Annotated in this window: 19 protein-coding genes; 17 read left to right on the top strand and 2 right to left on the bottom strand. The window is 62.0% G+C overall.

The window, feature by feature from the left end; all coding sequences use genetic code 11:
• The first annotated feature begins 24 nt into the window (after positions 1–24).
• The 11 genes from fabG to J3R75_RS11290 all read left to right on the top strand — a co-directional run bounded on the left by fabG (position 25) and on the right by J3R75_RS11290 (position 14,037).
• Positions 25–771 (top strand): 3-oxoacyl-ACP reductase FabG, encoded by a 747-nt coding sequence (gene fabG, locus J3R75_RS11340; RefSeq protein ID WP_307261639.1) that lies wholly within the window; start codon positions 25–27, stop codon positions 769–771.
• Positions 772–940: 169 nt separating this feature from the next.
• Entirely contained in the window at positions 941–1,186 is a 246-nt protein-coding gene (gene acpP / locus J3R75_RS11335) for an acyl carrier protein (RefSeq protein WP_307261638.1), read from the top strand.
• 323 nt (positions 1,187–1,509) lie between these two features.
• Positions 1,510–2,757 (top strand): beta-ketoacyl-ACP synthase II, encoded by a 1,248-nt coding sequence (gene fabF / locus J3R75_RS11330; protein ID WP_307261637.1) that lies wholly within the window; start codon positions 1,510–1,512, stop codon positions 2,755–2,757.
• A 110-nt stretch (positions 2,758–2,867) separates the two neighbouring features.
• Positions 2,868–4,835 carry an HDIG domain-containing metalloprotein gene (locus tag J3R75_RS11325; RefSeq protein ID WP_307261636.1) on the top strand — a complete coding sequence of 656 codons (1,968 nt, stop codon included), beginning with the start codon at positions 2,868–2,870 and terminating at the stop codon, positions 4,833–4,835.
• The gene (gene ybeY / locus J3R75_RS11320; protein ID WP_307261635.1) at positions 4,835–5,320 is read left to right on the top strand and encodes an rRNA maturation RNase YbeY; all 486 of its coding nucleotides are present in this window, start codon (positions 4,835–4,837) and stop codon (positions 5,318–5,320) included. Before J3R75_RS11325 ends, ybeY begins: the two co-directional genes overlap by 1 nt.
• A gap of 66 nt (positions 5,321–5,386) precedes the next feature.
• Positions 5,387–6,703 (top strand): hemolysin family protein, encoded by a 1,317-nt coding sequence (locus J3R75_RS11315; protein WP_307261634.1) that lies wholly within the window; start codon positions 5,387–5,389, stop codon positions 6,701–6,703.
• A 46-nt stretch (positions 6,704–6,749) separates the two neighbouring features.
• Positions 6,750–7,100 (top strand): cupin domain-containing protein, encoded by a 351-nt coding sequence (locus tag J3R75_RS11310; RefSeq protein WP_307261633.1) that lies wholly within the window; start codon positions 6,750–6,752, stop codon positions 7,098–7,100.
• Between the two features lies 1 nt (position 7,101).
• The gene (locus tag J3R75_RS11305; protein ID WP_307261632.1) at positions 7,102–7,695 is read left to right on the top strand and encodes an NUDIX domain-containing protein; all 594 of its coding nucleotides are present in this window, start codon (positions 7,102–7,104) and stop codon (positions 7,693–7,695) included.
• A gap of 27 nt (positions 7,696–7,722) precedes the next feature.
• The gene (gene asnB, locus J3R75_RS11300; protein WP_307261631.1) at positions 7,723–9,594 is read left to right on the top strand and encodes an asparagine synthase (glutamine-hydrolyzing); all 1,872 of its coding nucleotides are present in this window, start codon (positions 7,723–7,725) and stop codon (positions 9,592–9,594) included.
• Between the two features lie 53 nt (positions 9,595–9,647).
• Entirely contained in the window at positions 9,648–12,794 is a 3,147-nt protein-coding gene (locus J3R75_RS11295) for a glycoside hydrolase family 2 TIM barrel-domain containing protein (RefSeq protein ID WP_307261630.1), read from the top strand.
• 286 nt (positions 12,795–13,080) lie between these two features.
• Complete coding sequence (locus J3R75_RS11290) at positions 13,081–14,037, top strand: nucleoside hydrolase (protein ID WP_307261629.1); 957 nt, start codon at positions 13,081–13,083, stop codon at positions 14,035–14,037.
• A 541-nt stretch (positions 14,038–14,578) separates the two neighbouring features.
• On the opposite strand, the gene J3R75_RS11285 is transcribed toward J3R75_RS11290, so the two are convergent.
• Complete coding sequence (locus J3R75_RS11285; RefSeq protein WP_307261628.1) at positions 14,579–15,172, bottom strand: hypothetical protein; 594 nt, start codon at positions 15,170–15,172, stop codon at positions 14,579–14,581.
• Here J3R75_RS11285 and J3R75_RS19870 point away from each other — a divergent pair.
• Entirely contained in the window at positions 15,065–15,313 is a 249-nt protein-coding gene (locus J3R75_RS19870) for a topoisomerase DNA-binding C4 zinc finger domain-containing protein (RefSeq protein ID WP_370882396.1), read from the top strand. The genes J3R75_RS11285 and J3R75_RS19870 overlap by 108 nt on opposite strands.
• Before the next feature lie 94 nt (positions 15,314–15,407).
• Here J3R75_RS19870 and rpsD read toward each other — a convergent pair whose 3' ends face one another.
• Complete coding sequence (rpsD, locus tag J3R75_RS11280; protein WP_307261627.1) at positions 15,408–16,055, bottom strand: 30S ribosomal protein S4; 648 nt, start codon at positions 16,053–16,055, stop codon at positions 15,408–15,410.
• A 462-nt stretch (positions 16,056–16,517) separates the two neighbouring features.
• On the opposite strand from rpsD, the gene J3R75_RS11275 reads away from it, so the two are divergent.
• The 5 genes from J3R75_RS11275 (at position 16,518) to J3R75_RS11255 (ending at position 23,639) form a co-directional block, all read left to right on the top strand.
• The gene (locus J3R75_RS11275) at positions 16,518–17,345 is read left to right on the top strand and encodes a DeoR/GlpR family DNA-binding transcription regulator (RefSeq protein WP_307261626.1); all 828 of its coding nucleotides are present in this window, start codon (positions 16,518–16,520) and stop codon (positions 17,343–17,345) included.
• 54 nt (positions 17,346–17,399) lie between these two features.
• A complete protein-coding gene (locus J3R75_RS11270; RefSeq protein WP_307261625.1) occupies positions 17,400–18,782 on the top strand; it encodes a dihydrolipoamide acetyltransferase family protein in 1,383 nt (460 codons plus the stop codon).
• Positions 18,783–18,824: 42 nt separating this feature from the next.
• Positions 18,825–20,168, top strand: a complete 1,344-nt coding sequence (lpdA, locus tag J3R75_RS11265; RefSeq protein ID WP_307261624.1) for a dihydrolipoyl dehydrogenase — start codon at positions 18,825–18,827, stop codon at positions 20,166–20,168.
• A gap of 43 nt (positions 20,169–20,211) precedes the next feature.
• Positions 20,212–22,671: an alpha-ketoacid dehydrogenase subunit alpha/beta gene (locus J3R75_RS11260; RefSeq protein WP_307261623.1), complete on the top strand. Its 2,460-nt coding sequence runs from the start codon at positions 20,212–20,214 to the stop codon at positions 22,669–22,671.
• Positions 22,672–23,069: 398 nt separating this feature from the next.
• Positions 23,070–23,639 (top strand): helix-turn-helix domain-containing protein, encoded by a 570-nt coding sequence (locus J3R75_RS11255; RefSeq protein WP_307261622.1) that lies wholly within the window; start codon positions 23,070–23,072, stop codon positions 23,637–23,639.
• Positions 23,640–23,665 lie beyond the last annotated feature (26 nt).

Below are 23,665 nucleotides of genomic sequence, written 5' to 3'. Positions count from 1 at the left end.
AACCTCTAGCAGCGGAGATACCCCATGAACGAATTGCAAGGACAAGTCGCCATCGTCACCGGCGCCAGCCGCGGCATCGGCAAGGCCGTCGCCGAACAACTCGCCGCCAAGGGCGCCAGCATCGCCGTCATCAGCACGACCAGCACTGGCTCCGAAAGCGTCGCCGCCGAACTCTGCCAGCTGCGCCCCGGCTGCGCCAGACCCTACGCCCTCAACGTCGCCGACTACCAGGCCGTCGAAGACTGCTGCAAGCAGATCGTCAGCGACTTTGGCCGCGTCGACATCCTGGTCAATAACGCCGGCATCACCCGCGACAACCTGCTGCTGCGCATGCGTGAAGAGGACTGGGACCAAGTCCTCGCCGTAAACCTCAAGGGCGTCTACAACTGCGTGAAAGCCGTTGTCCGCCCCATGATGAAGGCCCACTACGGGCGCATCGTCAACATCTCATCCGTCATCGGCATCACTGGCAACGCCGGCCAGGCCAACTACGCCGCCGCCAAGGCCGGCATTATCGGCTTCAGCAAAAGCATGGCCAAGGAACTCGCCTCCCGCTCCATCACCGTCAATGTCATCGCCCCGGGTTTCATCGATACCGCTATGACCGCCGAACTGCCCCCCGAACAGCGCGAGGCGCTGCTCAAGCAGATCCCCCTTGGCCGCACCGGCAAAGCCGAAGACATCGCGGCCGCCGTCACCTTCTTCGCCAGCAAGGGCGCGGACTATATCACCGGCCAGGTCTTATGCGTTGATGGTGGCTTGGTTATGTGAAATAACCTTGCTATTCTCCGCTTCCATGCTATAGTATTGCTTCGTTTTTTCTGCCCAAAATGAGCCGTCGCCAAGGCCCCTTTTAGGCAACCCCACGCGTCAAAACTACCGCGTAAACGTGTCAAAAAATCTTGTTTCTACTACTTCATAACGTCTTGGAGAAAACAACATGGCAACAAACAGCGAACGCGTCATCAAAATCATCGTCGACCAACTGAACGTCCGTGAAGAAGATGTCAAGCCCGAAGCCAAATTCATTGAAGACCTCGCCGCCGACTCCCTCGACACGGTCGAACTGGTGATGGCGCTCGAAGAAGAATTCGGCATGGAAATTCCGGACGAAGAGGCCGAAATGCTGACCACCGTTGGCGACGCCATCAAATACGTCGAGGGCAAACTCGGCACCGGCGCCTGAGTATTGCACTTGCTGACAGCTTTTCACTGCGCTCTTTCAGTAGGGGGGACTGCTTCGTATTACTAGCTGCTGAAATAGCCGGGAAGCGCTGAAGGGCCACGTTCACCAGTGAATGTGGCCTTACTTGTATCAAGGCGCCGCGCGCTGCTGGCAGCCGGCCTGCCGCAGTCAGGTCGCCAGCCTGGCCGGCGCAGTACCAAAATGCGATTCGCGAGTTATGTTATGGCGCACCCGGCCGCAATCCATGTTGCCGGCAGTAGCGCCGGTGCAGACGATCGAGCCCAACCTGCGCCGCAAGCAACCCTTTAGTAGTGAGGCCAGTCATGACCCCATATAAACGCGTCGTCATCACCGGTACCGGTGCAGTGTCCCCCCTGGGCAATACCGTCCAGGAAAACTGGGAAAAACTGCTTGCCGGCAACTCCGGCATTGGCGCCTTGACCCGCTTCGACACAACGGGCTTCCGCTGCCGCATTGGCGGCGAAGTCAAGAACTTCTCTACCGATGCCCTGCTCGATCCGAAGGAAGCCAAACGCCTCGACATGTTCTGCCATTTCGCAGTTGCCGCCGCCGACCAGGCAGTCAATCAGGCCGGCATCAGCGGCTCTGAACACGGCGTCAACCCCGAGCGTATCGGCGTGATGGTGTCCTCGGGCATTGGCGGGCTGGGCACGCTGTCCCAACAAATTCAAAATCTCCTAGACAAAGGGCCGGGCCGCGTTTCACCCCTGACCGTACCCATGATGATCTCCGATATGGCCGCCGGCTATCTGGCCATCCGCTACCAGTTCCAGGGGCCCAACTTCGGCTTGGTCAGCGCCTGCGCCTCCGGCCTACACTCCATCGGCGAGGCCTTCTGGATGATCCGCCGCGGGGACGCCGATGTCATTCTCGCCGGCGGCACCGAAGCCGGCATCACCCCAATTGGGCAGGCAAGCTTCTCGTCCATGCACGCCCTTTCCGAGCGCAATGACGACCCCACCCACGCCAGCAGGCCGTTTGACCGCGACCGCGACGGCTTCGTACCCGCCGAAGGCGCCGGCATCCTCGTCCTCGAAGATGCCGAACACGCCGCCAGGCGCGGCGCGACCGCCCTAGCCGAGGTGATCGGCTATGGCCTCAGCGGTGACGCTTTCCACATCACGGCGCCACACAGCGAGGGCCTCGGCGCCGCCCGAGCAATCTGCAACGCCTTCACCTGCGCTGAGTTGCCCATCAGCGCCCTGGACTACGTCAACGCCCACGGCACCTCGACGCCCCTGAACGACAAGGTCGAGACCCTCGCTCTCAAACGGGCCTTGGGCGAGCACGCCTACCGCGTCGCCATCAGCAGCACCAAGTCCATGACCGGACACATGCTCGGCGCCGCCGGCGGCTTTGAATCCGTCGTCTGTGCCTTGGCACTGAAAAATGGCGTCATTCCCGGTACCATGAACTACCAGACGCCCGACCCGGACTGCGATCTCAATTACACGCCCAACCAGTGCCGGGAACTACCCTTGAAGGTGGCCCTGAATGTCAGCCTGGGCTTTGGCGGCCACAACGCCGCCGTCCTTTTCAAGGCCATGTAAGCCACCACCTCGCCATGCCGGCCGGCAACGGATAACAACGCCCGCCACCCCCGTCCGGCATGACAACGCCCCATCGCGGCCTGCGCCGCATAGCCAAATGAACAGCCGCCATGAGTGAACAGCAGATAGCATCACCTGCAGAACAGGAGCCTCCTGATCCGCTGCCGAGGCCCCTGCCACGCACCCAGGCCACCCAGAGCAAAAGCCGGTTCAAAACCACCGAAACCCTGACCTGCTTTCTGCTCCTTTGGGCGCTGTGCTACCTAAGCCTGCTTTACGGACGCATCCCGCGTACGCTCTATGCGCCCGGCGACGAACTCGACAGCGCCGAAACACTGGTCGGCACCGTTGCCAACCGCGATGTCTACGCCGAACGCGGCTTCTACTACTCGCCAGCGGTCATTGCGAGCAACAAAAAACTCAACGGCAAAGGTGGCGCCGCCCAACTCGACGCCGGCACCAACGCCATCGCCGTCACCCGCGAGCTCCCCGGCGACCTCATCCAGGTCTTTCCTGACGAGCTGCTCGTCCGCAAAGGCACTGTCATCAGCGCCGAGATCGCCACCAAGCTGCAGGCACACAATCTCTCCCTCCAACAACAGAATCGCCTCAGTCGCAGGCTCTTGCCCATCTACCAGACAGCGCTTCTCTGCGGCCTCTTGCTGTTCTGCTTTGGCCTGAGCATCCACAGTCTCAAGCCTGATTTTTTCCATCGCTCGGAGCGCATTGTCCTCTGCAGTCTCTGTGCCGGCCTGCACCTCGCATTGCTGGTGGGCGGCCAGTGGCTCCACGGCAATCTCATTTACGGCAACAGCCTGCACTTGCTGGCACTCATTCCCTTGGCGCTGGCCCCGGCCCTGGCGGCCTATCTCATGGGCATGCGCATCGGCCTTTGCCTGACCGTCCTGCTCTCTGCCCTCACCGCACTGCTGCTGCCGAGCAATCAGCCCTACCTGCTCAGCATCAACTGTTTCCTCGTCGCCATGGTCGGCCTGCTGCTGTTCCACAACGTCAACAAACGCTACCGCTTCATGTGGGGCGGCCTCGGCGTTGACGCCGCTGTGCTCGCCCTCTGCCTGTTCTTCGCCTGGTATCAGGACATGCCCTGGATCTGGAGCGGCATTGGCGACTACGGCCCGAAACTGCTGGCGCTGGCTCTGCTCAATGGCCTTATCGTGGTCGTCGCCCTTTTCCTCCTGCCCAGCATCCTGGAACGGCTCTTCGATGTGACCACGCCGTCATCCCTGGGCGAACTCAACGACCGCGATCACCCACTCCTTGAACGCCTCCGCAACGAAGCGCCCGGAACCTACGAACACAGCCTCAATGTCGCCAGGCTAGCCACCGACGCCGCCAAGGCCATCGGCGCCAACCCAGCACTCGCCGAGGTCTGCGCCTACTTCCACGACATCGGCAAACTCTACGCGCCAGATTACTTCGCCGAAAACCAGCACGGCGACATCCCCAACCCCCATGACCAACTCCCCCCCGAGGAAAGCAGCCGCATCCTCCGTGAACACGTCCGCTACGGCGTCGAACTCGCTCGCAAATATCGCCTCAACCGGCCTATCCGCGAAGCAATCGCCCAACACCACGGCGATAGCGTCATCGCCTACTTCTTCCAGCGTGCCGAACAAATCGCCAAGAAAAACAGCAGCAAAGCACCGGATATCAACGACTTCCGTTACGACGGGCCACGCCCCCAGCGCCCCGAAGTCGTCATCGTCGAAATCGCCGACACCTGTGAAGCCGCCATGCGCTCACTGTTCAGTAACCAGGGTAGCGCCAAAGTCGGCGGCGCCCGCATCGGCGAACGCGTCAATGAACTCCTCTTCGCCAAACTCCAGGCACATCAGTTCGATGCCGCGCCTCTCACCCTCGCCGATTTCATGAAAATCCGCGACCAGATCGTCCAGACCCTCTGCAATATCTACCACGAACGCCCCGAATACCCCCCAAAGGAAACGACGCCAGCACCTAACGAAACCCAAAAACGGCCAGCACCCACAGCCACGCCAGCCACGCCAGCCACGGCGACGGCGACAGGTGACAGCGGCCCGTCCACGGAGACGCCGTGATGAGCATCAGCCTAGCCAAAGAAGCGGGACGGCCCGCCCTGCGCCGTCGCCGGCAGCTGTTGACGGTGCTCAAAGCCGCGGCTACGCTGGCCGGTCTTGAACACGAGTGCGGCGTTATCGCGGTGTGTCTTCTCGGCAAGAAACACATGGCCGAACTCAACGAAGCCTTCCTCAATCACCACGGCCCCACCGACGTTCTTACCTTCGACCTTCGCCAGGACGCCCGCCCCAGCGCCCCCGCCATCACGGATGACGACGAGCTCGTCATCGCCGAAATCGACGTCTGCCCAGCCGTCGCCGTCGAGTACGTCGGCGCCCACGGTGGCAATCCGTCCCGGGAACTCGTGCTGTACATCGTCCACGGCATGCTCCATCTTTCTGGTGAAGACGACCAAACGCCCGCCGCCCGCCGTGCCATGCGCGCCGCAGAGAAACGCGTGATGGATGCTCTCTCTCAACGCTTTGATCTTGAACGTTTTTTCTGACCAATGTAGATTGTCCCTTTCCGCCCTGGTGGCGGTTGAACCGCATCACTAACCAAGAAAGTGTGTATGGACCCGAATTTATGGCTCGCCCTCGCAGGCGCGACCTTCCTGCTGACAGCATGGCTCTTTGTCTCCGGCCTCGAACTGGCAAAAATGAGCGGCGGCAGACTGCGCAAGCTCGAAGATATCAACGAGGACCTCGCCGAATCGCTCGGGCAGCAATTGCCCGTGCGCGATGAGTGGCGCTATGCGGGACGGCTGCTGGTCATCCTTGGCGTTGTCGCCTTCCATTTCTTCCTGGACCATAGCAGCAACAGCGGCGACGGTCAGCTCCACGACCTCTGGGCATTCGTCAGGCCCCTGGGCGCCCTCGCCATTGGCTACGGACTCTGCGAATTGGCCTCCCAGCAGCTCTCCCTGGCATGGTCCGCACGACTGCTCAGCCAGTACCTGCCGTGCCTCCGCCTCTGCGCCTGGCTGCTGGCGCCACTGACCATACCCATGGCCGCCGCCGCCAGACTCGCCCGCGAAAAACAACAGGGCGACAAGGAAAATGACTCCGTGCCCACCGCCGAAGACGAAATCCTCTCACTCATCGAAGCCGCCCGCGGCGGCGACGGTGGCGGCGAAACCATCCAGGAAGACGAACGCCGCATGATCCTCGGCGCCTTCGCCCTTGACCAGACGTTCGTCCACGAAATCATGACGCCACGCGTCGATGTCGACGGCGTTGAGGAAAATTCCAGCATCGCCGATGTCCGCAAGGCCATCGTCTCCTCCGGGCACAGCCGCCTGCCACTCTACCGCAACAGCATTGATCACGTCCTCGGCATCCTCTACGCCAAAGACCTCCTCGATGAAGAACGCCTCAAGCAGGTCAAGAGCCTACAGGACCTCGCCCACCCGCCCGTGTTCATTCCCGAAACCAAAAATATCGGCGACCTCCTGGAGGAATTCCGCCAGAGCACCAACCACTTCGCCATCGTCCTCGACGAATACGGCGGCACCGCCGGCATCGTCACCTTCGAAGATATCCTCGAAGAAATCGTCGGCGACATCCAGGATGAATATGACGACGAGGACGAGCTGCTCGAAGTCCAGACCCAGCCCGATGGCAGTTTCGTCGTCGATGGCCGCATACCCATCTGCGAAGTCAACGAGCTGCTTGATGTCGACATCTCCGAGGAAGAAGACTACGACACCCTCGGCGGCTATCTATCGACCTTCCTCGGCCGCATTCCCAAACAGGGCGAAGCCGTCAACACCGGCGTTCTCGCCGCCGATATCGTCGAGGCCAATCCCCGCCGCGTCGTCAAACTCAGGATCAGCCCGCTCGTCGCCGGTCACAACGACCAACACGACGATCATCACGCCGGCCGCTGACCATAGCCCCAACCAAGCAACCCAACAGCAGGAAATCACCACCACCATGATCAAAGACAACAACAGCTTCGTCTCCGAAACCCGCGAAAATATGAAGGGCGGCAAAGGCAGCGTCACCCTCCAGCACTACTTCAGCAAAGCCGAATTCGGCGGCCAGCACATCCGCGTCTGCGCAAAACTCATCATCCCGCCCGGCGCCAGCATCGGCCTCCATGACCACACCGGCGAAGACGAAGTCTACATCGTCCTCAAAGGCAACGGCAGAGTCACCGACGACGGCGTCGTCCGCGATATCCATGTCGGTGACGCCGTCCTCACCGGCCTCGGCAAAAGCCACGGCGTCGAATGCATCGGCGAGGAAACTCTCGAAATCATGGCCCTGGTCGTGACCTACTAATATGGCTAAATCGGACCGTCGCCAGCTGGAGCCCCGCTGCCTGAGCGCCGATGTCGTCGCCGCCGGACGCTTTCTCCGCCTGGAGAATGTCCGCTTCACCGATCGGCAAGGCCGCGAGCGCTGCTGGGAAGCCGCACAACGTCAGCAACAGCAGCAGGCCGTGCTCATTATCGCCACCCTGCGCCCCGCCGGCGACATCCTCTTCATCCGCCAGTTCCGACCGCCCGTCAATGCCTTCGTCATCGAATTCCCCGCCGGCCTCATCAACGCCGGCGAAAGCCCCGCTGAGGCCGCCAGGCGCGAACTCCACGAGGAAACCGGCTACCACGGCCGCGTCCTCTGGGACACCGGCCCCGGCAGCAGCTCCGCCGGCATGACCGGCGAGCTGGTCACTACCGTCTTCATGGACGTCGACGAAAACGACCCCGCTAACGCCCAGCACCAACAGCAGCTCGACGACGGCGAAGACATTGCCGTCATCCCCCGCAGTCCCGCTGCCATACCGGCCTTCCTCCGCGAACGCCAACAGGCCGGCGATATCCTCGACAGCCGCCTCGCCGCCTGGGTGGCCGGCTGCGGCTGGCAATGGCGCTAAACCGCAAACAGACAGGACGACGGCATCATGTGCGGCATCGCCGGTTTCTTCCAGGCTAATCACGCCGGGGCCGGGCCCGACCAGGCCCGCGCCGCCGTTGCGGCCATGACCCGCGCCATGGCCCACCGTGGCCCCGACGGCTCCGGCAGCGAGATCGTCTCGGACAGCCCCACCGTCGTCCTCGGCCACCGCCGCCTGGCCATTATCGACCTTAGCGCCGCCGCCAGCCAGCCCATGCTCGACCCCGACACCGGCAACTGGCTCGTCTTCAACGGCGAAATCTACAATTTTCGCGAACTGCGCCAGCTCCTCCAAGGCTCCCAGCAGTTCCGCAGCCAGTCCGACTCGGAAGTGATCCTCAAAGCCTACGCACAATGGGGCATGGACGCCATTTCCCGCCTCCGCGGCATGTTCGCCTTCGCCCTGTGGGACGCCCAACGCCGCGAGCTCGTCATCGCCCGCGATCCCCTCGGCATCAAGCCGCTGTACTACGGTTGGCACAACGACGCCCTGCTCTTCGCCTCCGAAGTCCGCGCCCTCCTCGCCGCCGGCATGCCCGGCACCCTCTCGCCCGATGGCCTGCAAAGCTTCCTCGCCTACGGCGCCGTCCAGGAGCCCTTTACGCTCGTTCGTGGCCTGCAGTCACTCCCGCCGGGACACACGCTGCGCTGCCAGGGCAATAGCCACGACTTGCACGCGTTCTGGCTGCCACCACCAACCGCCACCGCGCCGCCTGCCAACGCCCTCTCCAACATTCGCGAGAAAGTCCACGCGGCCCTCCAGCACGCCGTCGCCTCACAGCGCGTCGCCGACGTCAAACTCGGCACTTTCCTCAGCGGCGGCATCGACAGCGCCGCCATCGTCGCCCTCCTCCGCCAGGCCACCAGCGATGATCTCTTCTCGTTCACCCTCGCCTTCGCCGACAAACGCTTCGACGAACGGCATTTCGCCGCCTTGTCAGCCCAGGCCAACGCCTTCACCCACCACGAGCTCGAACTCGGCGGCGACGAGGTCAAGGCCAATCTGCCCGCAGCCATCAACGCCTTCGACCAACCCAGCATCGACGGCCTGAACACCTGGTTCGTCGCCAAAGCCGCCCGCAGCGCCGGCCTCAAAGTCGCCCTCTCCGGCGTCGGCGGCGACGAACTCTTCGTCGGCTACCAGGCCTTTCGCAATCCCCGCCGGCTCCATCGCTGGCAAAACTTCCTGCGGGCCATGCCCACCCGCGCCACCGCCGCGCTGGCGGCCCGCAGTGATTCCGAAAAGCTGCGCAAACTCGCCCGCCTCGCGAGCTATCCCTACCCGGCCACCTTCCTCACCCGGCAGATTCTCTCCCCAGAACTGCGACAGTCGCTGCTCTGCCCGGACTTCCTCGCCGCCGGCGCCGGCACCAGCGACTGGGAGCAGCGCTGCTTCGCTCAGCTCGCCGGCCGCGCGGACGATGACCTCATCAACGCCATCTCCTTCTGGGAACTGCGCAGCTACATGCTCTCGACATTACTGCGCGACAGCGACCAGATGAGCATGGCCCACGGCCTCGAAGTCCGCGTCCCGCTCATCGACCAGGACTTGGTCGAGCTCATGCTGGCCATCCCCAGCCGTTATAAACTCGGTTCCCCACCCAAGCCACTCCTCGTCCACGCCGCCGGCACCGGCCTGCCCGATGCCTGCGTCAAGCGCCCCAAGCAGGGCTTCGTCCTACCCTTCGACCAGTATTTCCAAGACGCCCTGCGGCCGGAGCTGCTCGACGCCTTCCACCCCGCGCAGGACGGCCTCTTCCGCCGCCAGGCACTCCAGGATCTCTGGCAGGGCTATGAACGCAAACACGTGCCATGGGGCCGCATCTGGATGATTTTCGTCCTGCGCCGCTGGCTCCAGCAGCACCTCGCTATATCGTAAGTGTCGCATACAACCCGTATCCATAGATGAAGCCGCGAATTCCAGGAGAAAGCATGACCTACACGCTGCACACCGCCACCAAACCATGGGAAACGCCCGAGATCACCGCCATCAACCGCCTGCCCGCACGGGCAACGCTGTTTCCCTACGCCAGCCAGGACCAGGCACTCGCCCGCGATCCCGCCGCCTCGCCGTGGGTCCTGTCACTCAATGGCCAGTGGCGCTTCCGATACTGCACGGACCCGGAAGGCAAGGACACCGAGTCCTTCATGAAACCCACGACCCGCTGCACGAGCTGGGACGAAATCGCCGTCCCCGGCAACTGGACCACCCAGGGCTACGACCGCCCCATCTACACCAACATTGTCATGCCCTTCACCAACTACCCACCGCAAGTCCCGGCGGAAAACCCCACCGGGCTTTACCGCACCAGCTTCACTCTGCCCAAAACCTGGCAGCAGCGCCGCGTCGTAATCCACTTCGGCGGCGTCGAAAGCGCCTACTACGTCTACATCAATGGCCATGAGGCCGGCTTCGCCAAAGACAGCCGCACACCCTCCGAATTCGACCTCACGCCCTGGCTGAAAGCCGGCAGCAATACCCTCGCCGTCAAAGTCATCCGTTGGTCCGACGCCAGCTTCATCGAAGACCAGGACCACTGGTGGATGGCCGGCATCCACCGCGAGGTGTATCTCTACTGCACGCCCATGGCGGCGTCAATCGCCGATGTCTTCGTCGTCGGCACCCCCGACGCCAACGGCCAGCAGGCCGAACTCAAGCTCGAAACCCGCGCCCGCTTCCTCAACGACCAGCCCGTGAAAGGCTGGACGGTTAGCGCCCAGGTCTATGACGAACAACAGCAGCCCGTCCTCGAACAGCCCCTGCAGGGCGAAGTGCCCATGTCCACCGGCATCGGTGCCGGCAACCGCGGCCACCGCGTCGAACTGGCCACCAGCGTCGCCAACCCCAAACTCTGGTCAGACGAATCGCCCACCCTCTATACCCTCGTCGTCACCCTCAAAGATCCCGATGGCACCAGCACTGATATCACCAGCACCCGCTTCGGCTTCCGCCGCATCGAAGTCAAGGACCGCCAACTCCTGGTCAACGGCCAGCCCGTCATGATCAAGGGCGTCAACCGCCACGACTTCCACGAACGCCTCGGCAAAACCGTCCCCCGCGAAACCATGCTCCAGGACGTCCTACTCCTCAAGCAATTCAATTTCAACGCCGTGCGCACCTCCCACTACCCCAATGATCCGCATTTCTACGACCTCTGTGACGAGTACGGCCTCTACGTCATCGACGAGGCCAATATCGAAGCCCATCACTACTACGCCAATCTCTGCGACGATCCCCGCTGGACCGCCGCCTTCCTCGACCGCGGCATGAGCATGGTCCTGCGCGACAAAAATCACCCCTGCGTCATCTTCTGGTCGCTGGGCAATGAAACCGGCTACGGCGCCAACCAGGACGCCATGGCCGGCTGGATCCGCGGCTATGACCCCAGTCGCCTCATCCACTGCGAAGGCGTCCTCACCCAGCGCCGCCAGGGCTACTGCGGCTGGCCGGACGGCATCGGCACCCGCGCTACCGACGTCATCTCCCCCATGTACCCCACCATCGACAACCTCGTCAAATGGGCCACCACCACCAAGGACCACCGACCACTTATCTCCTGCGAATACGCCCACGCCATGGGCAATAGCAACGGCAATCTCAAGGAATACTGGGACACCTTCGAAAAATACCACGGTCTCCAGGGTGGCTTCATCTGGGACTGGGTCGACCAAGGCCTCGTCAAATGCGATGACCAGGGCCGCGAATTCTGGGCCTACGGCGGCGACTTCGGCGATTCGCCCAACGACAAAAACTTCTGCATCAACGGCATGGTCCTGCCCGACCGCACGCCCAAACCCGCCATGTTTGAATTCAAAAAGCTCGCCCAGCCCGTCGCCGTCACCGCCGTCAATCTCAATCAGGGGCGCTTGCGCATCCGCAACAAACGCTGGTACACCGGCTTGGACGATCTCATCCTGTCCTGGGAACTGACCACCGGCCAGCGCAGTCTGCAACAGGGCAACGCGGCCATTCCCGCCATCGCCCCGCAAGCCAACGCCGATATCACCCTCAGCGACTTGGCCATCCCCGAGCTCCTCCCCGGCGAAGAATGCTTCCTCAATCTCAGTTTCACCACTGCCGCCGACAGCCCCTGGGCCCCCGCCGGCCACGTCGTCGCCTGGGAGCAATTCGCCATGCCCTTCTCCGCTCCGCCTGCCCGCCCCGCCGCACCCTACGCCAAGCTCAGCATCAAGAAGGGCAGCGGCAACGAGGTGCAGATCCAAGGCCGCCATTTCGCCCTCATCGTCGACCGCGCCGCCGCCAAAATCACCTCACTCAGCTGGCAGAACAAAGCGCTGATTCTCGCCGGCCCGCGCCTGAATCTCTGGCGGGCCCCTACCGACAACGACGGCGTCAAATCATGGTCCGGACAGGCCAACAAGCCACTCGGCCGCTGGCATTTAGCCGGCATCGACCGCCTGACCTGCGCAGAATCACATTGCGATGTCCAGGCCCTCGACGACTGCGCAGTCGTCATTGAGCTGACCAACCGCTGGGTCGGCGCCACCCCCGAACACCAGGCTAGCCACGTCCACCGCTATCTGGTCCTCGGCGACGGCGAAATCCTGGTCGAAAACCTCATCACCATCAGCCCGGCCTTCCCCGATCTCCCCCGCGTCGGCGTGACCATGACCCTCGCCCCCGCCCTTGAACAACTCAGCTGGTTCGGACGCGGCCCACACGAATCATACGCCGACCGCAAGGCCGGCACCATGGTCGGCCTCTATCAAGGCACGGTCACCGAGCAGTACCTGCCATACGTCCTCCCACAAGAACACGGCAACAAAACCGACGTCCGCTGGCTCGCCCTCGAAGCCGGCCCCAACGACGCCGCACTGCTCTTCCAAGCCGAAAACCGCCTCCTCGAAGCCTCCGCCAGCCACTTCAGCGCCGAAGACCTCACCAAGGCATTCCACACCAACGAACTCGAAGCCCGCGACGAAGTCATCCTCAATCTCGACTTCGCTCAACGCGGCCTCGGCGGCGCCTCCTGCGGACCCGATACCCTCCAGCAGTACCGCCTCGAACCCGGCCACTACAGCTTCTCATACCGCATCCGAGCCTACACCGCCGAATAATGACACCGGCCGCACGGCATGCCGTGCGGCTACAGAATTCACCTCGCGCCTTCGCGTGAGTAAAAAAGCCTGCCTCCCGGCGGCCTGAATTGCCGCGCAGCGGCAAGACCGGCCGCACGGCATGCCGTGCGGCTACTGAATTCACCTCGCGCCTTCGCGCCTTCGCGTGAGAAAAAACATTCCTCACCCCGGCGGCGTGGCTCGGCAACGCCGCTCAGCGGCGGTGCGAGACACGACGCTAAAATCTGCGATAATCTGCGAAATCTGCGGATAAAGAAAGCCACTCATGACGCCCGTTATCATCCTCGACACCGACATGGACACCGACTGCGACGACGCCGGCGCCCTCGCCCTCGCCATGCACTGCCACCGCCAGGGCCATATCCGCCTCGGCGCGGTCATCTGCGACGTCCTCTCGCCATGGCCCGGCGCTTACACCCGCGCCGCGCTAAACACCTACGGCCTGGAGGACGTCCCCGTGGGCATCAACTGCCACTGCCCCAACTCTGCCGCCTACGCGGCGTACATCGACCAGCTGCGCGCCAAGGCCTTCCCCTTCTATAACGAGCTCATTGCCCGCCAGCACGGCCTGACGCCAGGCTACATCCCTGGCCTGTCTGATGCCATCGCCCTCTACCGCCGCGTTCTTGCCGCCAGCGAGGACCACAATGTCATCGTCTGCGCGGTTGGCCTGCTGTCGCTCCTGCCGGCTCTGCTGGCGTCTGCCCCCTGCGAATACAGCCCGCTGCCCGGCCGCGAACTCGTCAAACGCAAAGTCTGCGAGCTGGTCACCATGGCCAACGCGCCCTTCCCCGAAGGCGCCGAAGTCTTCAACTGGCGCATGGATGCCGCCCACGCCGCCGCCGCCCTTGCCGACTGGCCCACGCCCATCACCGTCTCCTGGTACGGCGGCGACATCCTCACCTCGCCGCCGGACCAGCCGCCAGGCAACCCCATTCACGACGCCTACCGCATCTGGCACCGCGGCAAGCAAAACCTCCACCGCCCCAGTTGGGATCTCGTCGCCACCCTCTGGGCCGCACGGCAACATCCCGAGCTCTTCACCCGAAAAGGCAACGCCTGTCTGCGCCTCAACCCCAGCAACGCCCACTACCAATGGCATAGCCCCGCAAATGCCCACGACCACGCCTGCCTGTACCCCAACGCCACCAGCGATACCATTACCGCCGTCATCCAAAAACTGCTCGACCAGGCAACAATGACGGCGCAAGTCTTGCATTAAAAGCAATAAATAGTTTTTACTGAATTCTTTTATTGAATTCTTTTATTGCCGCGTTATACTCCCCCTCGACTGCTATCGACCGCCCTCGACTGCTATCGACCGCCCTCGACCGCCCTCGACCGCCCTCGACCGCCATCGACTGCTATCGACCGCCATCGACTGCCATCGACTGCTATCGACCGCCATCGACTGCCATCGACTGCCATCGACTGCCATCGACTGCCATCGACTGCCATCGACTGCTATCGACTGCTATCGACCGCTATCGACTGCCCTCGACCGCTATCGACTGCCATCGACTGCCCTCGACCGCTATCGACCGCCATCGACTGCTATCGACCGCCATCGACTGCCCTCGACTGCCATCGACTGCTATCGACCGCCATCGACTGCTATCGACCGCCATCGACTGCTATCGACCGCCATCGACTGCTATCGACTGCCATCGACTGCTATCGACCGCCATCGACTGCCCTCGACTGCTATCTACAAACCAGCTTCATTTGACGAGGCCCGCATCATGTCAACACCAATCTTCCACTCATGCGGCGGATACCGGCGGCTCGATGCCTACACCATGACCAACATCGTCCAGCTTGCCACGCTCAATTTTTGTCGCCGGTTCTTGAATCACACGAACGATCCATGTGGAAGACAGTACGACCAGATGACTCAGGCTGCGCGTTCTGGAGTCAAAAACCTCGTTGAAGGCTCTGAACGGCTGAAAACTTCTATTTCGACCGCAATTCAGCTCATTGACGTTGGCCGAGCGAGTCTCTGCGAACTGCGAGATGATTACATCACCTGGCTTTTGGATCACAACCAAGTGCCATGGCCACATTCTTCCCCTGCAGCGTCCGCCGTTTTCGCTCTGCGCTTCGATCCTGCAACCTTTGGCGATGACCTCAACCACGATTCCTGCGCGCACATCCTCGCGCAAAAAGCCAAATTCGCGCCATGGCTCGATACGGGCGACAGTATTGCCACCGCCAATACCCTGCTGATTATCATCAACAGGGCAATACATATGCTGGACAGCCTTCTGCAGAGGCACGGCGAAAACTTCCGCGATGAAGGCGGTTTTCATGAGCACATGGCCAAAATACGTATCGAAGCCAAGCAAGAACAGCAGCATGGCAGCGCCAATGACACGCCATCTTGTCCACAATGTGGTCAACCCATGCGGATGCGAAAGGGACGACGGGGCGAGTTTTGGGGCTGCTCAGCGTACCCAACCTGCACAGGCACCATGGAAGTGATCAGAAATAGCAGCTGAGCACCTTCATTGTCCCCCCCTCCCGCGCACAAAAAAGAGCTACGCACCACAGGCGCGTAGCTCTTTATCATTCGCAAACGTTCTCTGCCGGAGCTTAGCGAGCGTAGTACTCGACGACTCGGGAGATCGTGACGTTGCTGTTGATTTCCTCGGGCAGCGGCTCGTGGGTCACCGTTACCTTGCACTCTTCCTTGTCCTTCTGCAGGTAGGCCGGCAGCGGAGCGTCGATGCCCTTGGCAATCGTCGACAGCATCGGCGAACGCTCGGAGCTGATGCTCACTACCTGGCCGGGCTTGACAACAAAGCTGGCGCGATCGACAATCTTGCCGTCAACCAGAATGTGCCGATGCGACACAGCCTGACGAGCCGCGAAAATCGTGCTGGTCAAGCCGCCACGGTACACAACCGTCACCAGGCGCATTTCCAAAAGACGCAGCAGCTTGTCACCAGTGATGCCCTGGCCCTGCTTGGCCTTCTTATAGATAAACTGCAGCTGATGCTCGCTCAGATTGTAGAACGTGCGCAGTTTCTGTTTTTCCAAAAGCAATTCGCCATAGGTCGACAACTTGTTCCGGCGCTTGGTCGGGCCGTGCTGGCCGGCCGGATAGGCCTTGGGAGTCGACGTCGATTCGCCGCCCTCGCGGGACTTGATCACGCGGCTGTTGGTCGGGCAATTCGGCAAACCCCAGATGCACTGACCAATACGACGGCAGAGTGTGTGTTTGGGACCTTTCATCGTCATCCTTTCACGCTTCTTCACACCGGTTGTTCACTGACGCCGCCCATGCTACCATACGCTCCGCAGGCACCTTATGGCATGCCGGAGTCCGAAACCCTGTTATGCACTCGCGCGCAAGAGCCCCGGAGGCGACTGAACCAGACGAAAAAGCCCCTTACTGTACTCCACAATCACCGTGTTGCAAGCCACTAACGCCGCTTGCCCCATGATTTCGCTGCCCCGCGCCGCGTGATTTTGCTGGATGATTCACCTCATCGTCCTATTTGTCCTATTTGTCCTCACCCCTACGTCCTATACGTCCCCTACGTCCTATACGTCCCATCTACCCACTCCCCTTCTCCCTCCCTCCCCGCGCCGTTTTCAATCAAAAATGATCACCTGCACTTCATACACGGCTTTAATTCTGGCATTCCGCCCTTATATTCAATCAAATTCAATCATCTCCACGCAAAAAGGGGCGACGTCATGAGCGGCAATGGCCACAAACTGCTGACAGCGGAGCGCGAACAGCGCATCATGCAGCTCCTGCATGACTCGGATGTCGTAACGGTGTCGGCGATCAGCGAGGCCCTGGGCATGTCCGAGGCGACTGTGCGCCGCGACCTGCAGGCCATGCACGAACGCGGCCTCCTGGAGCGCGTCCACGGCGGCGCTGCCGTCAAGCAGGAAAGCAGCCCCGAGCCACTGTTCAGCGACAAGGAAGAGCAGTTCAGTACTGAAAAGCAGCGCATCGCGGCCGCCGCGCTGTCCCTCATCCACGACCACGACACGATCTTTCTCGACGGCGGCAGCACGGTGCTGATGCTCGCGCGCATGCTTGATTCCCTTAAGGCCCTCACCATCGTCACCAACTCCCTGATGGCCGCCGCACAGCTGATGGAAAGCCCCCACCGCCTCATTCTCACTGGCGGCGAATTCCGCGCCATCAGCCGGACGCTGGTCGGGCCGCTGTCCTCGCCCATCCTTAAGAACATCGTCGTCGACAAAGCCTTCATGGGCACCATGGGCTTCACCACCACCGACGGCATGAGCACGACCGACGCCAACGAGGCCTACACCAAAACCCGAGTGATGGAACGCGCCCGCCAGGTCATCCTGCTTGCCGACCGCAGCAAACTTGGCTGCAGCTCCTTTGTCACCTGCGGCCCCGACTGGCACCTCGATGTGCTGGTCACCGACGCCATTGACCCCAAAACGCGCCAGGAACTCGAAGAACGTGACATCCGCGTCATCGTCGCCGGCAAAAACGCCACCGCCAAAGCCAACGCCGGCACAGCACGCGCTGATCAATAAAACACCTCAACACTACTTCCCCCCATACCAACGCAACCACCAGGAGCAACACCCATGGCAAATGCAATCGTAATGCCCAAAGCCGGCAACTCCGTCGAAGAATGCCTGCTCAGTAAATGGCGCGTAAAAGTCGGCGATGCCATCAAGACCGGCGACATCATCTGCGATGTCGAAACCGACAAGTCCGCCATCGAAATCGAAGCAACCGCCGAAGGCACCGTCCTCGCACTCTTCTGGCAGGAAGGCGATCTCGTGCCCGTGCTCCAGAATATTCTCGCCGTCGGCAACCCCGGCGAAGACGCCAGCACTCTCGCACCCGCCGGCGGCAAAGCACCTGCCGCCGCCGAGCCAGCCCCCGCGCCAGCCACCGCCGCTCCCGCGCCCGCCGAAGCGGCCACAGCCGCCGCCGCCCCTGCCACGCCAGTCGCCAACGCACCGCTGAGCCCCCGCGCAAAAAAATACGTCGCCGAGCATCCTTTTGTCTTGCCGGAAATCGCTGGCAGCGGCGCCAATGGCCGCATCATGGAAAAGGACGTCGCCGACGCCTTCCGCAGCGCCCCGCATCTGAGCCCCGCCGCCGCCGCCCTGCGCGCTGACGGCGTCGCCGCGCCCACCGCCGGCACTGGCGTCAGCGGCATGATCCGCGCCGAAGACATGGGCAAAGCCACACCAGCCGCGCAAACCCCCGCTGCCCCCGCTGCCCCCGCTGCTTCCTCCGCCCCGACTGCCAAAGCGGACGTGATTACGGAGAAGCCCTTCCCGCAGATTCGCAAGATCATTGCCAAGCGCCTGCACGAATCGCTGAGCAGCATGGCCCAGTACACGCTCAATGCCGAAGCCGACGTCACCGGCCTGCTGGCCCTGCGGCAGCGCATCAAGGATCAGGGCGAGGCCCTCAAGCTCGCCAATATCAACATCGGTGACATGGTCATGTTCGCCGTCATCAAGACCCTGCAGAAACACCCCGAATTCAATGCGGAGTTCGCGGACAACGTCCTGCGCATGCATTCGGCGATCAACGTCGGTTTTGCCTGCGACACGCCGCGCGGCCTGATGGTGCCGGTGCTGCACAACGCCCAGGCCATGTCACTCGGCGAAATGGCCAAGACGGTCAAGGGCCTGGCCAAACAGGCCAACGACGGCAATCTCAACCCCGACTTGATGGCCGGAGGGACCTTCACCGTCAGTAACCTCGGCGCTTTCGGCATCACCACCTTCACGCCCGTTATCAGCGCCCCGCAGGTCGCCATCCTCGGCGTCTGCAAGACCATCCTACGCCCCGTGCGCGATAACAACGGCGACATCAGCTACCGCGACTTCATGCAGTTCTCCCTCACCATGAACCATATGGTCATCGACGGCGCCCCCGGCGCGCGCTTCCTCCAGACCCTCAAGGGCATCATCGAAAACTTCGAACTGGTCTGCATCGCGGGCTAAAAACGGCCACTGTCGACTGAATACGCATAGAAAGGCACTCATATGTACGATCTCATTGTCATCGGCGCCGGCCCCGGCGGCTACGAAGCAGCCGCCTACGCCGCCAAACTCGGCAAGAAAGTCGCCCTCTTCGAAAAGAATGAACTCGGCGGGACCTGCCTGAACGTCGGCTGCATCCCCACCAAGACCCTCCTGCGCTCCGCCAAGGCCCTCGAAGACTGCCACGAAGCAAAGCTCTACGGCGTCCATACCGCCGAAGCCACCATCGACATGGCCGCCGTCCAGGCCCGCAAGAAGAGCGTCGTCGACATCCTCATCAAAGGCGTCGCCGGCATGCTCAAACGCGCCGGCGTCGATGTCATCAAGGCCGAAGCCAAAATCACCGCCCCCGGCAAGGTCAGCGCCGACGGCAAAACCTACGAGGCCGCGAACATCCTCGTCGCCACCGGCTCCGTGCCGGCCGCGCCGCCCATTCCCGGCCTGCGGGACAACCCGCTGGTGCTGGACTCCACCGGCATCCTCGACCTCAATGCCGTGCCCGACAGCCTCGTGGTCATCGGCGGCGGCGTCATCGGCCTCGAATTCGCCTCCTTCTTCGCCACCGTCGGCAGTAAAGTCACCGTCGTGGAAATGCTGCCCAAAATCGCCCCCGTGGTGGACGACGATATCGCCAAGGGCCTGATGACCGCGCTGAAGAAGCTCGGCGTCACCTTCAATCTGTCCTGCAAGGTCACCCGTATCGAGGGCAGCACCCTCGTCTTCACCGATCCGGATGGCAAGGAACAGCAGGTCACCGGCACCTACATCCTCAATTCTACCGGCCGCAGCCCCGTCCTCAAAGGCGTCGGCCTCGAAGAATGCGGCGTGGTCTTCGACCGCCGTGGCATCAAAACCGACGAATTCGGCAAGACGAACGTCCCAGGCATCTGGGCCTGCGGTGACGTCACCGGCCGCTGTCTCCTCGCCCACGCTGCCACCCGCGAAGGCGTCGTCGCCGTCAATAACATGTTCGGCAAACCCGACCGCATGCGCTACTGCGCCATACCCTCCGTGGTCTACACCCACCCGGAAGTCGCCCAGGTCGGCGCCACCGAAGCCGAACTCAAAGAAAAAGGCGTCGCCTACCGCAAGGCCGTCATGCCCATGGCCATCGCCGGCCGCTTCATCGTCGAAAACGCCGGCAAAACCGGCACCGTCAAAGTCCTCGTCAGCGAAAAATACGGCCAGGTCCTCGGCGTCCACATGATCGGCGGCTCCTGCGGCGAATTCATCGCTAGCGCCGCCGCTATGGTCGAACTCGAACTCTGCGTCGAAGACGTCCACCAAATCGTCTTCCCCCACCCGACCTGCTCTGAAGCGCTCAAGGAAACCATCATCCACGCCTGAAATTCGTCTTCAACGACCAACACATAAACAAGGAACGACGACCATGACCAAAGCCCTCGAAATCTACCCCGAAATACTCTTCGCCAAAGGCCAGATCGACTTCACGCCCATCCCGGTCAACGCCTACAGCAAGTCCCTCGCCGAAGAGAAGAAACTCTTCTCGAAGGACGACTTCGTCACCATCTATCACGACATGATGGTCCTGCGCACCTTCGAAACCATCATCAATGAAATCAAGCTCAAGGGCGAATACCAGGGCGTCAAATACAACCACGCCGGCCCCGCCCACCTGTCCCTCGGCCAAGAATGCGGCGCCGTCGGCCAGGCTTACGCCCTCGATGTCAACGACCATATCTTCGGCTCACACCGCAGCCATAGCGAAATCCTCGCCAAAGGCCTCTCCGCCATCCGTAAACTCGATGACGCCGTCCTCGATAAAATCATGCGCGATTTCTTCGGCGGCGCCACCCTCAAGGTCGTCGAAAAGAACTTCAAAGGCAGCGTCAAAGACCTCGCCCGCCACTTCCTGATCTACGGCGCTTACGCCGAAATCTTCGCGCGCACCACCGGCTTCAACAAAGGCTGGGGCGGCTCCATGCACGCGTTCTTCACGCCCTTCGGCATCTACCCCAATAACGCCATCGTCGGCGGCTCCGGCTCCGTCTCTCCCGGCGCGGCCCTCTTCAAACGCGTCAACCGCAAGCCCGGCATCGTCGTCTGCAATATCGGCGACGCGTCCTTCGGCTGCGGCCCCGTCTGGGAAGGCATGATGTTCGCCGCTATGGCCCAGTACCGTAATCTCTGGGACAAGGAACTCGGCGGCGGCCTGCCGCTGCTCGTCAACTGCTTCAATAACCAGTACGGCATGGGCGGCCAAACCAACGGCGAAACCATGGGCTACGAACTGCTCGCACGCATCGGCGCCGGCGTCAACCCCGAACAAATGCACGCCGAACGCGTCAACGGCTACAACCCACTCGCCGTCATCGACGCCGTCCAACGCAAAAAACAAATCCTCCTCGAAGGCCGCGGTCCCGTCCTCCTCGACGTGGCCACCTACCGCATCAGCGGCCACTCACCCTCCGACGCCTCCAGCTACCGCTCCAAGGAAGAACTCGACCGCTGGATCGCCGCCGACGCCATTCCCGCCTTCGCCAAAAAAATTGTCGACGGCAAAATCGCCTCCCAGGCCGACCTCGACAAGGTCAGCGCCACCGTCCAAGACCTCGTCTTCGATATGTTCAAACTGGCTATCGACAAGGACATCTCGCCCTACGAGACCATGGAGTCAAAATTCATCGAAACCGTCACGTTCTCCAATCAGAAAATTGAGAAATTCGACGACCGCGCGCCCGAGTTCCTGCAGAAGCTCGAAGACAACGAGCAGTACAAGCGCATCCAAGCCAAAGAGCGCTTCTTCGAAAAAGACGGCAAGCCCGTGCCAAAGATGAAACTCTATAATTACAGCGACGCCGTCTTCGAAGCGATGGTCCACCGCTACGGCATCGACCCGACCATGGTCGCTTTCGGTGAAGAGAACCGCGACTGGGGCGGCGCCTTCGCCTGCTACCGCGGCCTCACCGAGCTGCTGCCCTACCACCGCCTCTTCAACTCGCCCATCTCCGAGGCCGCCATCGTCGGCGCCGCCGTCGGCTACGCCCTCTGCGGCGGCCGCGCCGTCGCCGAACTGATGTACTGCGACTTCCTCGGCCGCGCGGGCGACGAGGTCTTCAACCAGCTCTCCAAGTGGCAGGCCATGTCCGGCGGCATCCTCAAGATGCCCGTCGTCCTGCGCATCTCCGTCGGCTTCAAGTACGGCGCTCAGCATTCGCAGGACTGGACCGCGATGGTCAACCACATCCCCGGCCTGAAAGTGGTCTACCCCGTCACCCCCTACGACGCCAAAGGCCTGCTCAATAGCGCCCTGGCCGGCTCCGACCCCGTCATCTTCCTCGAAAGCCAGCAGCTCTACGGCAATGGCGAAATGTTCCATCAGGAAGGCGTGCCGGAAGGCTACTACGAAATCGAAATCGGCGACCCCGATGTCAAACGCGCCGGCAAGGACCTGACCATCATCACCTTCGGTCCCGCTCTCTTCAAGGCCCTCGACGCCGCCAAGAAACTCGAAGCCGACCACGGCATCAGCGCCGAAGTCATCGACCTGCGCAGCGTCAACCCCCTCAAGTACGACAAGATCATCGAGTCAGTCAAGAAGACCGGCAAGGTCGTCCTCGTCAACGAGGCCGTCGAACGCGGCAATGTCATGCACAATATCGCCGCCAATATCAGTCAGTTCTGCTTCGACTACCTCGACGCGCCGCCAGTCGTCATCGGTGCCCGCAACTGGGTCAGCCCCGCCGCCGAACTCGAAAGCAAGTACTTCCCACAGACCAGTTGGATTCTCGACTCCATCCACGAGCGCATCATGCCCCTCAAAGGCTACACGCCCACCAGCAACCGCAGCCTCGGCGAACTCCAACGCATCAACACCCTCGGCGTCTGATAACAACAGACACCAACTCATGGCCGATGCTTGTTCTTCGGCGCTAGACACAACTCGGCGTCTGCTAACAACAGGCCCCAACACCAACCGGCGGCAACGGCAGTCCAACAAAAACTCCCCGCGCCGCCATTTCTAACCCGCCCCGGCTACCGCCCCCGCGCGATAGCCGGGGCGGGCTTTTTTACCCCAGCACAATAGCAGCGACCGGCCCACTCTGTCCACTCTGTCCACTCTGTCCACTCTGTCCACTCTGTCCACTCTGTCCACTGACCGATTACCCCTCCCACCACCCATTTCCCCTCGGGCTTTCCATCCACGCGGCCTGGTATTATATTGCGAGTTTCACTTGCAGAGCTCCGATTGTCAATCATCACAACCAAGATAGGAATGAAGCACCGATGCCGGCAAACAACGAAATTGGCGTGAAGATCAAGGAAATCCGCGAGCTGCGCGGCGTGAGCATCGAGGACCTCAGCGAACGCTGCGCCATCAGCGTCGAACAAATCAACAAAATTGAAGCCGGCGACAGCACGGCGTCCCTCACGCCGCTGCTCAAGATCGCCCGCGGCCTCGGCGTGCGCCTGGGGACTTTCCTGGACGACATTGAGCAGAGCAGCCCCGTCATCACCCGCGCCTGCGACGGCAGCAAAGTCGTCCGCTTCGCCGGCTCCTGCGACAAGAACGGCCTGGACTTCCACGCCCTCGCCGCCAACAAGCGCGACCGCAATATGGAGCCTTTCATCATCGACGTACATCGCCCCTGCTGCAGCAATTTCGAGCTGTCCAGCCACGAAGGTGAGGAATTCATCTTCGTCCTCGCGGGCGAACTCGAAATCGCCTACGGCAAAGAATGCTACCATCTCGCCGCGGGCGACAGCATCTACTACGACTCGATTGTGCCCCACCACGTCCACGCCACCGGCGACAACGACGCGCGCATTCTCGCGGTGGTCTACGCCCCGCACTAGGCGCCGTCCTCACCGCCACGCGCCGG

Origin of the sequence: Oligosphaera ethanolica (genome assembly GCF_030814695.1) — a bacterium.
GTDB lineage: Bacteria > Verrucomicrobiota > Lentisphaeria > Oligosphaerales > Oligosphaeraceae > Oligosphaera > Oligosphaera ethanolica.
The sequence above is the reverse complement of the archived record's forward strand: the minus strand, read 5'-3'. Positions and strand labels throughout refer to the sequence as shown.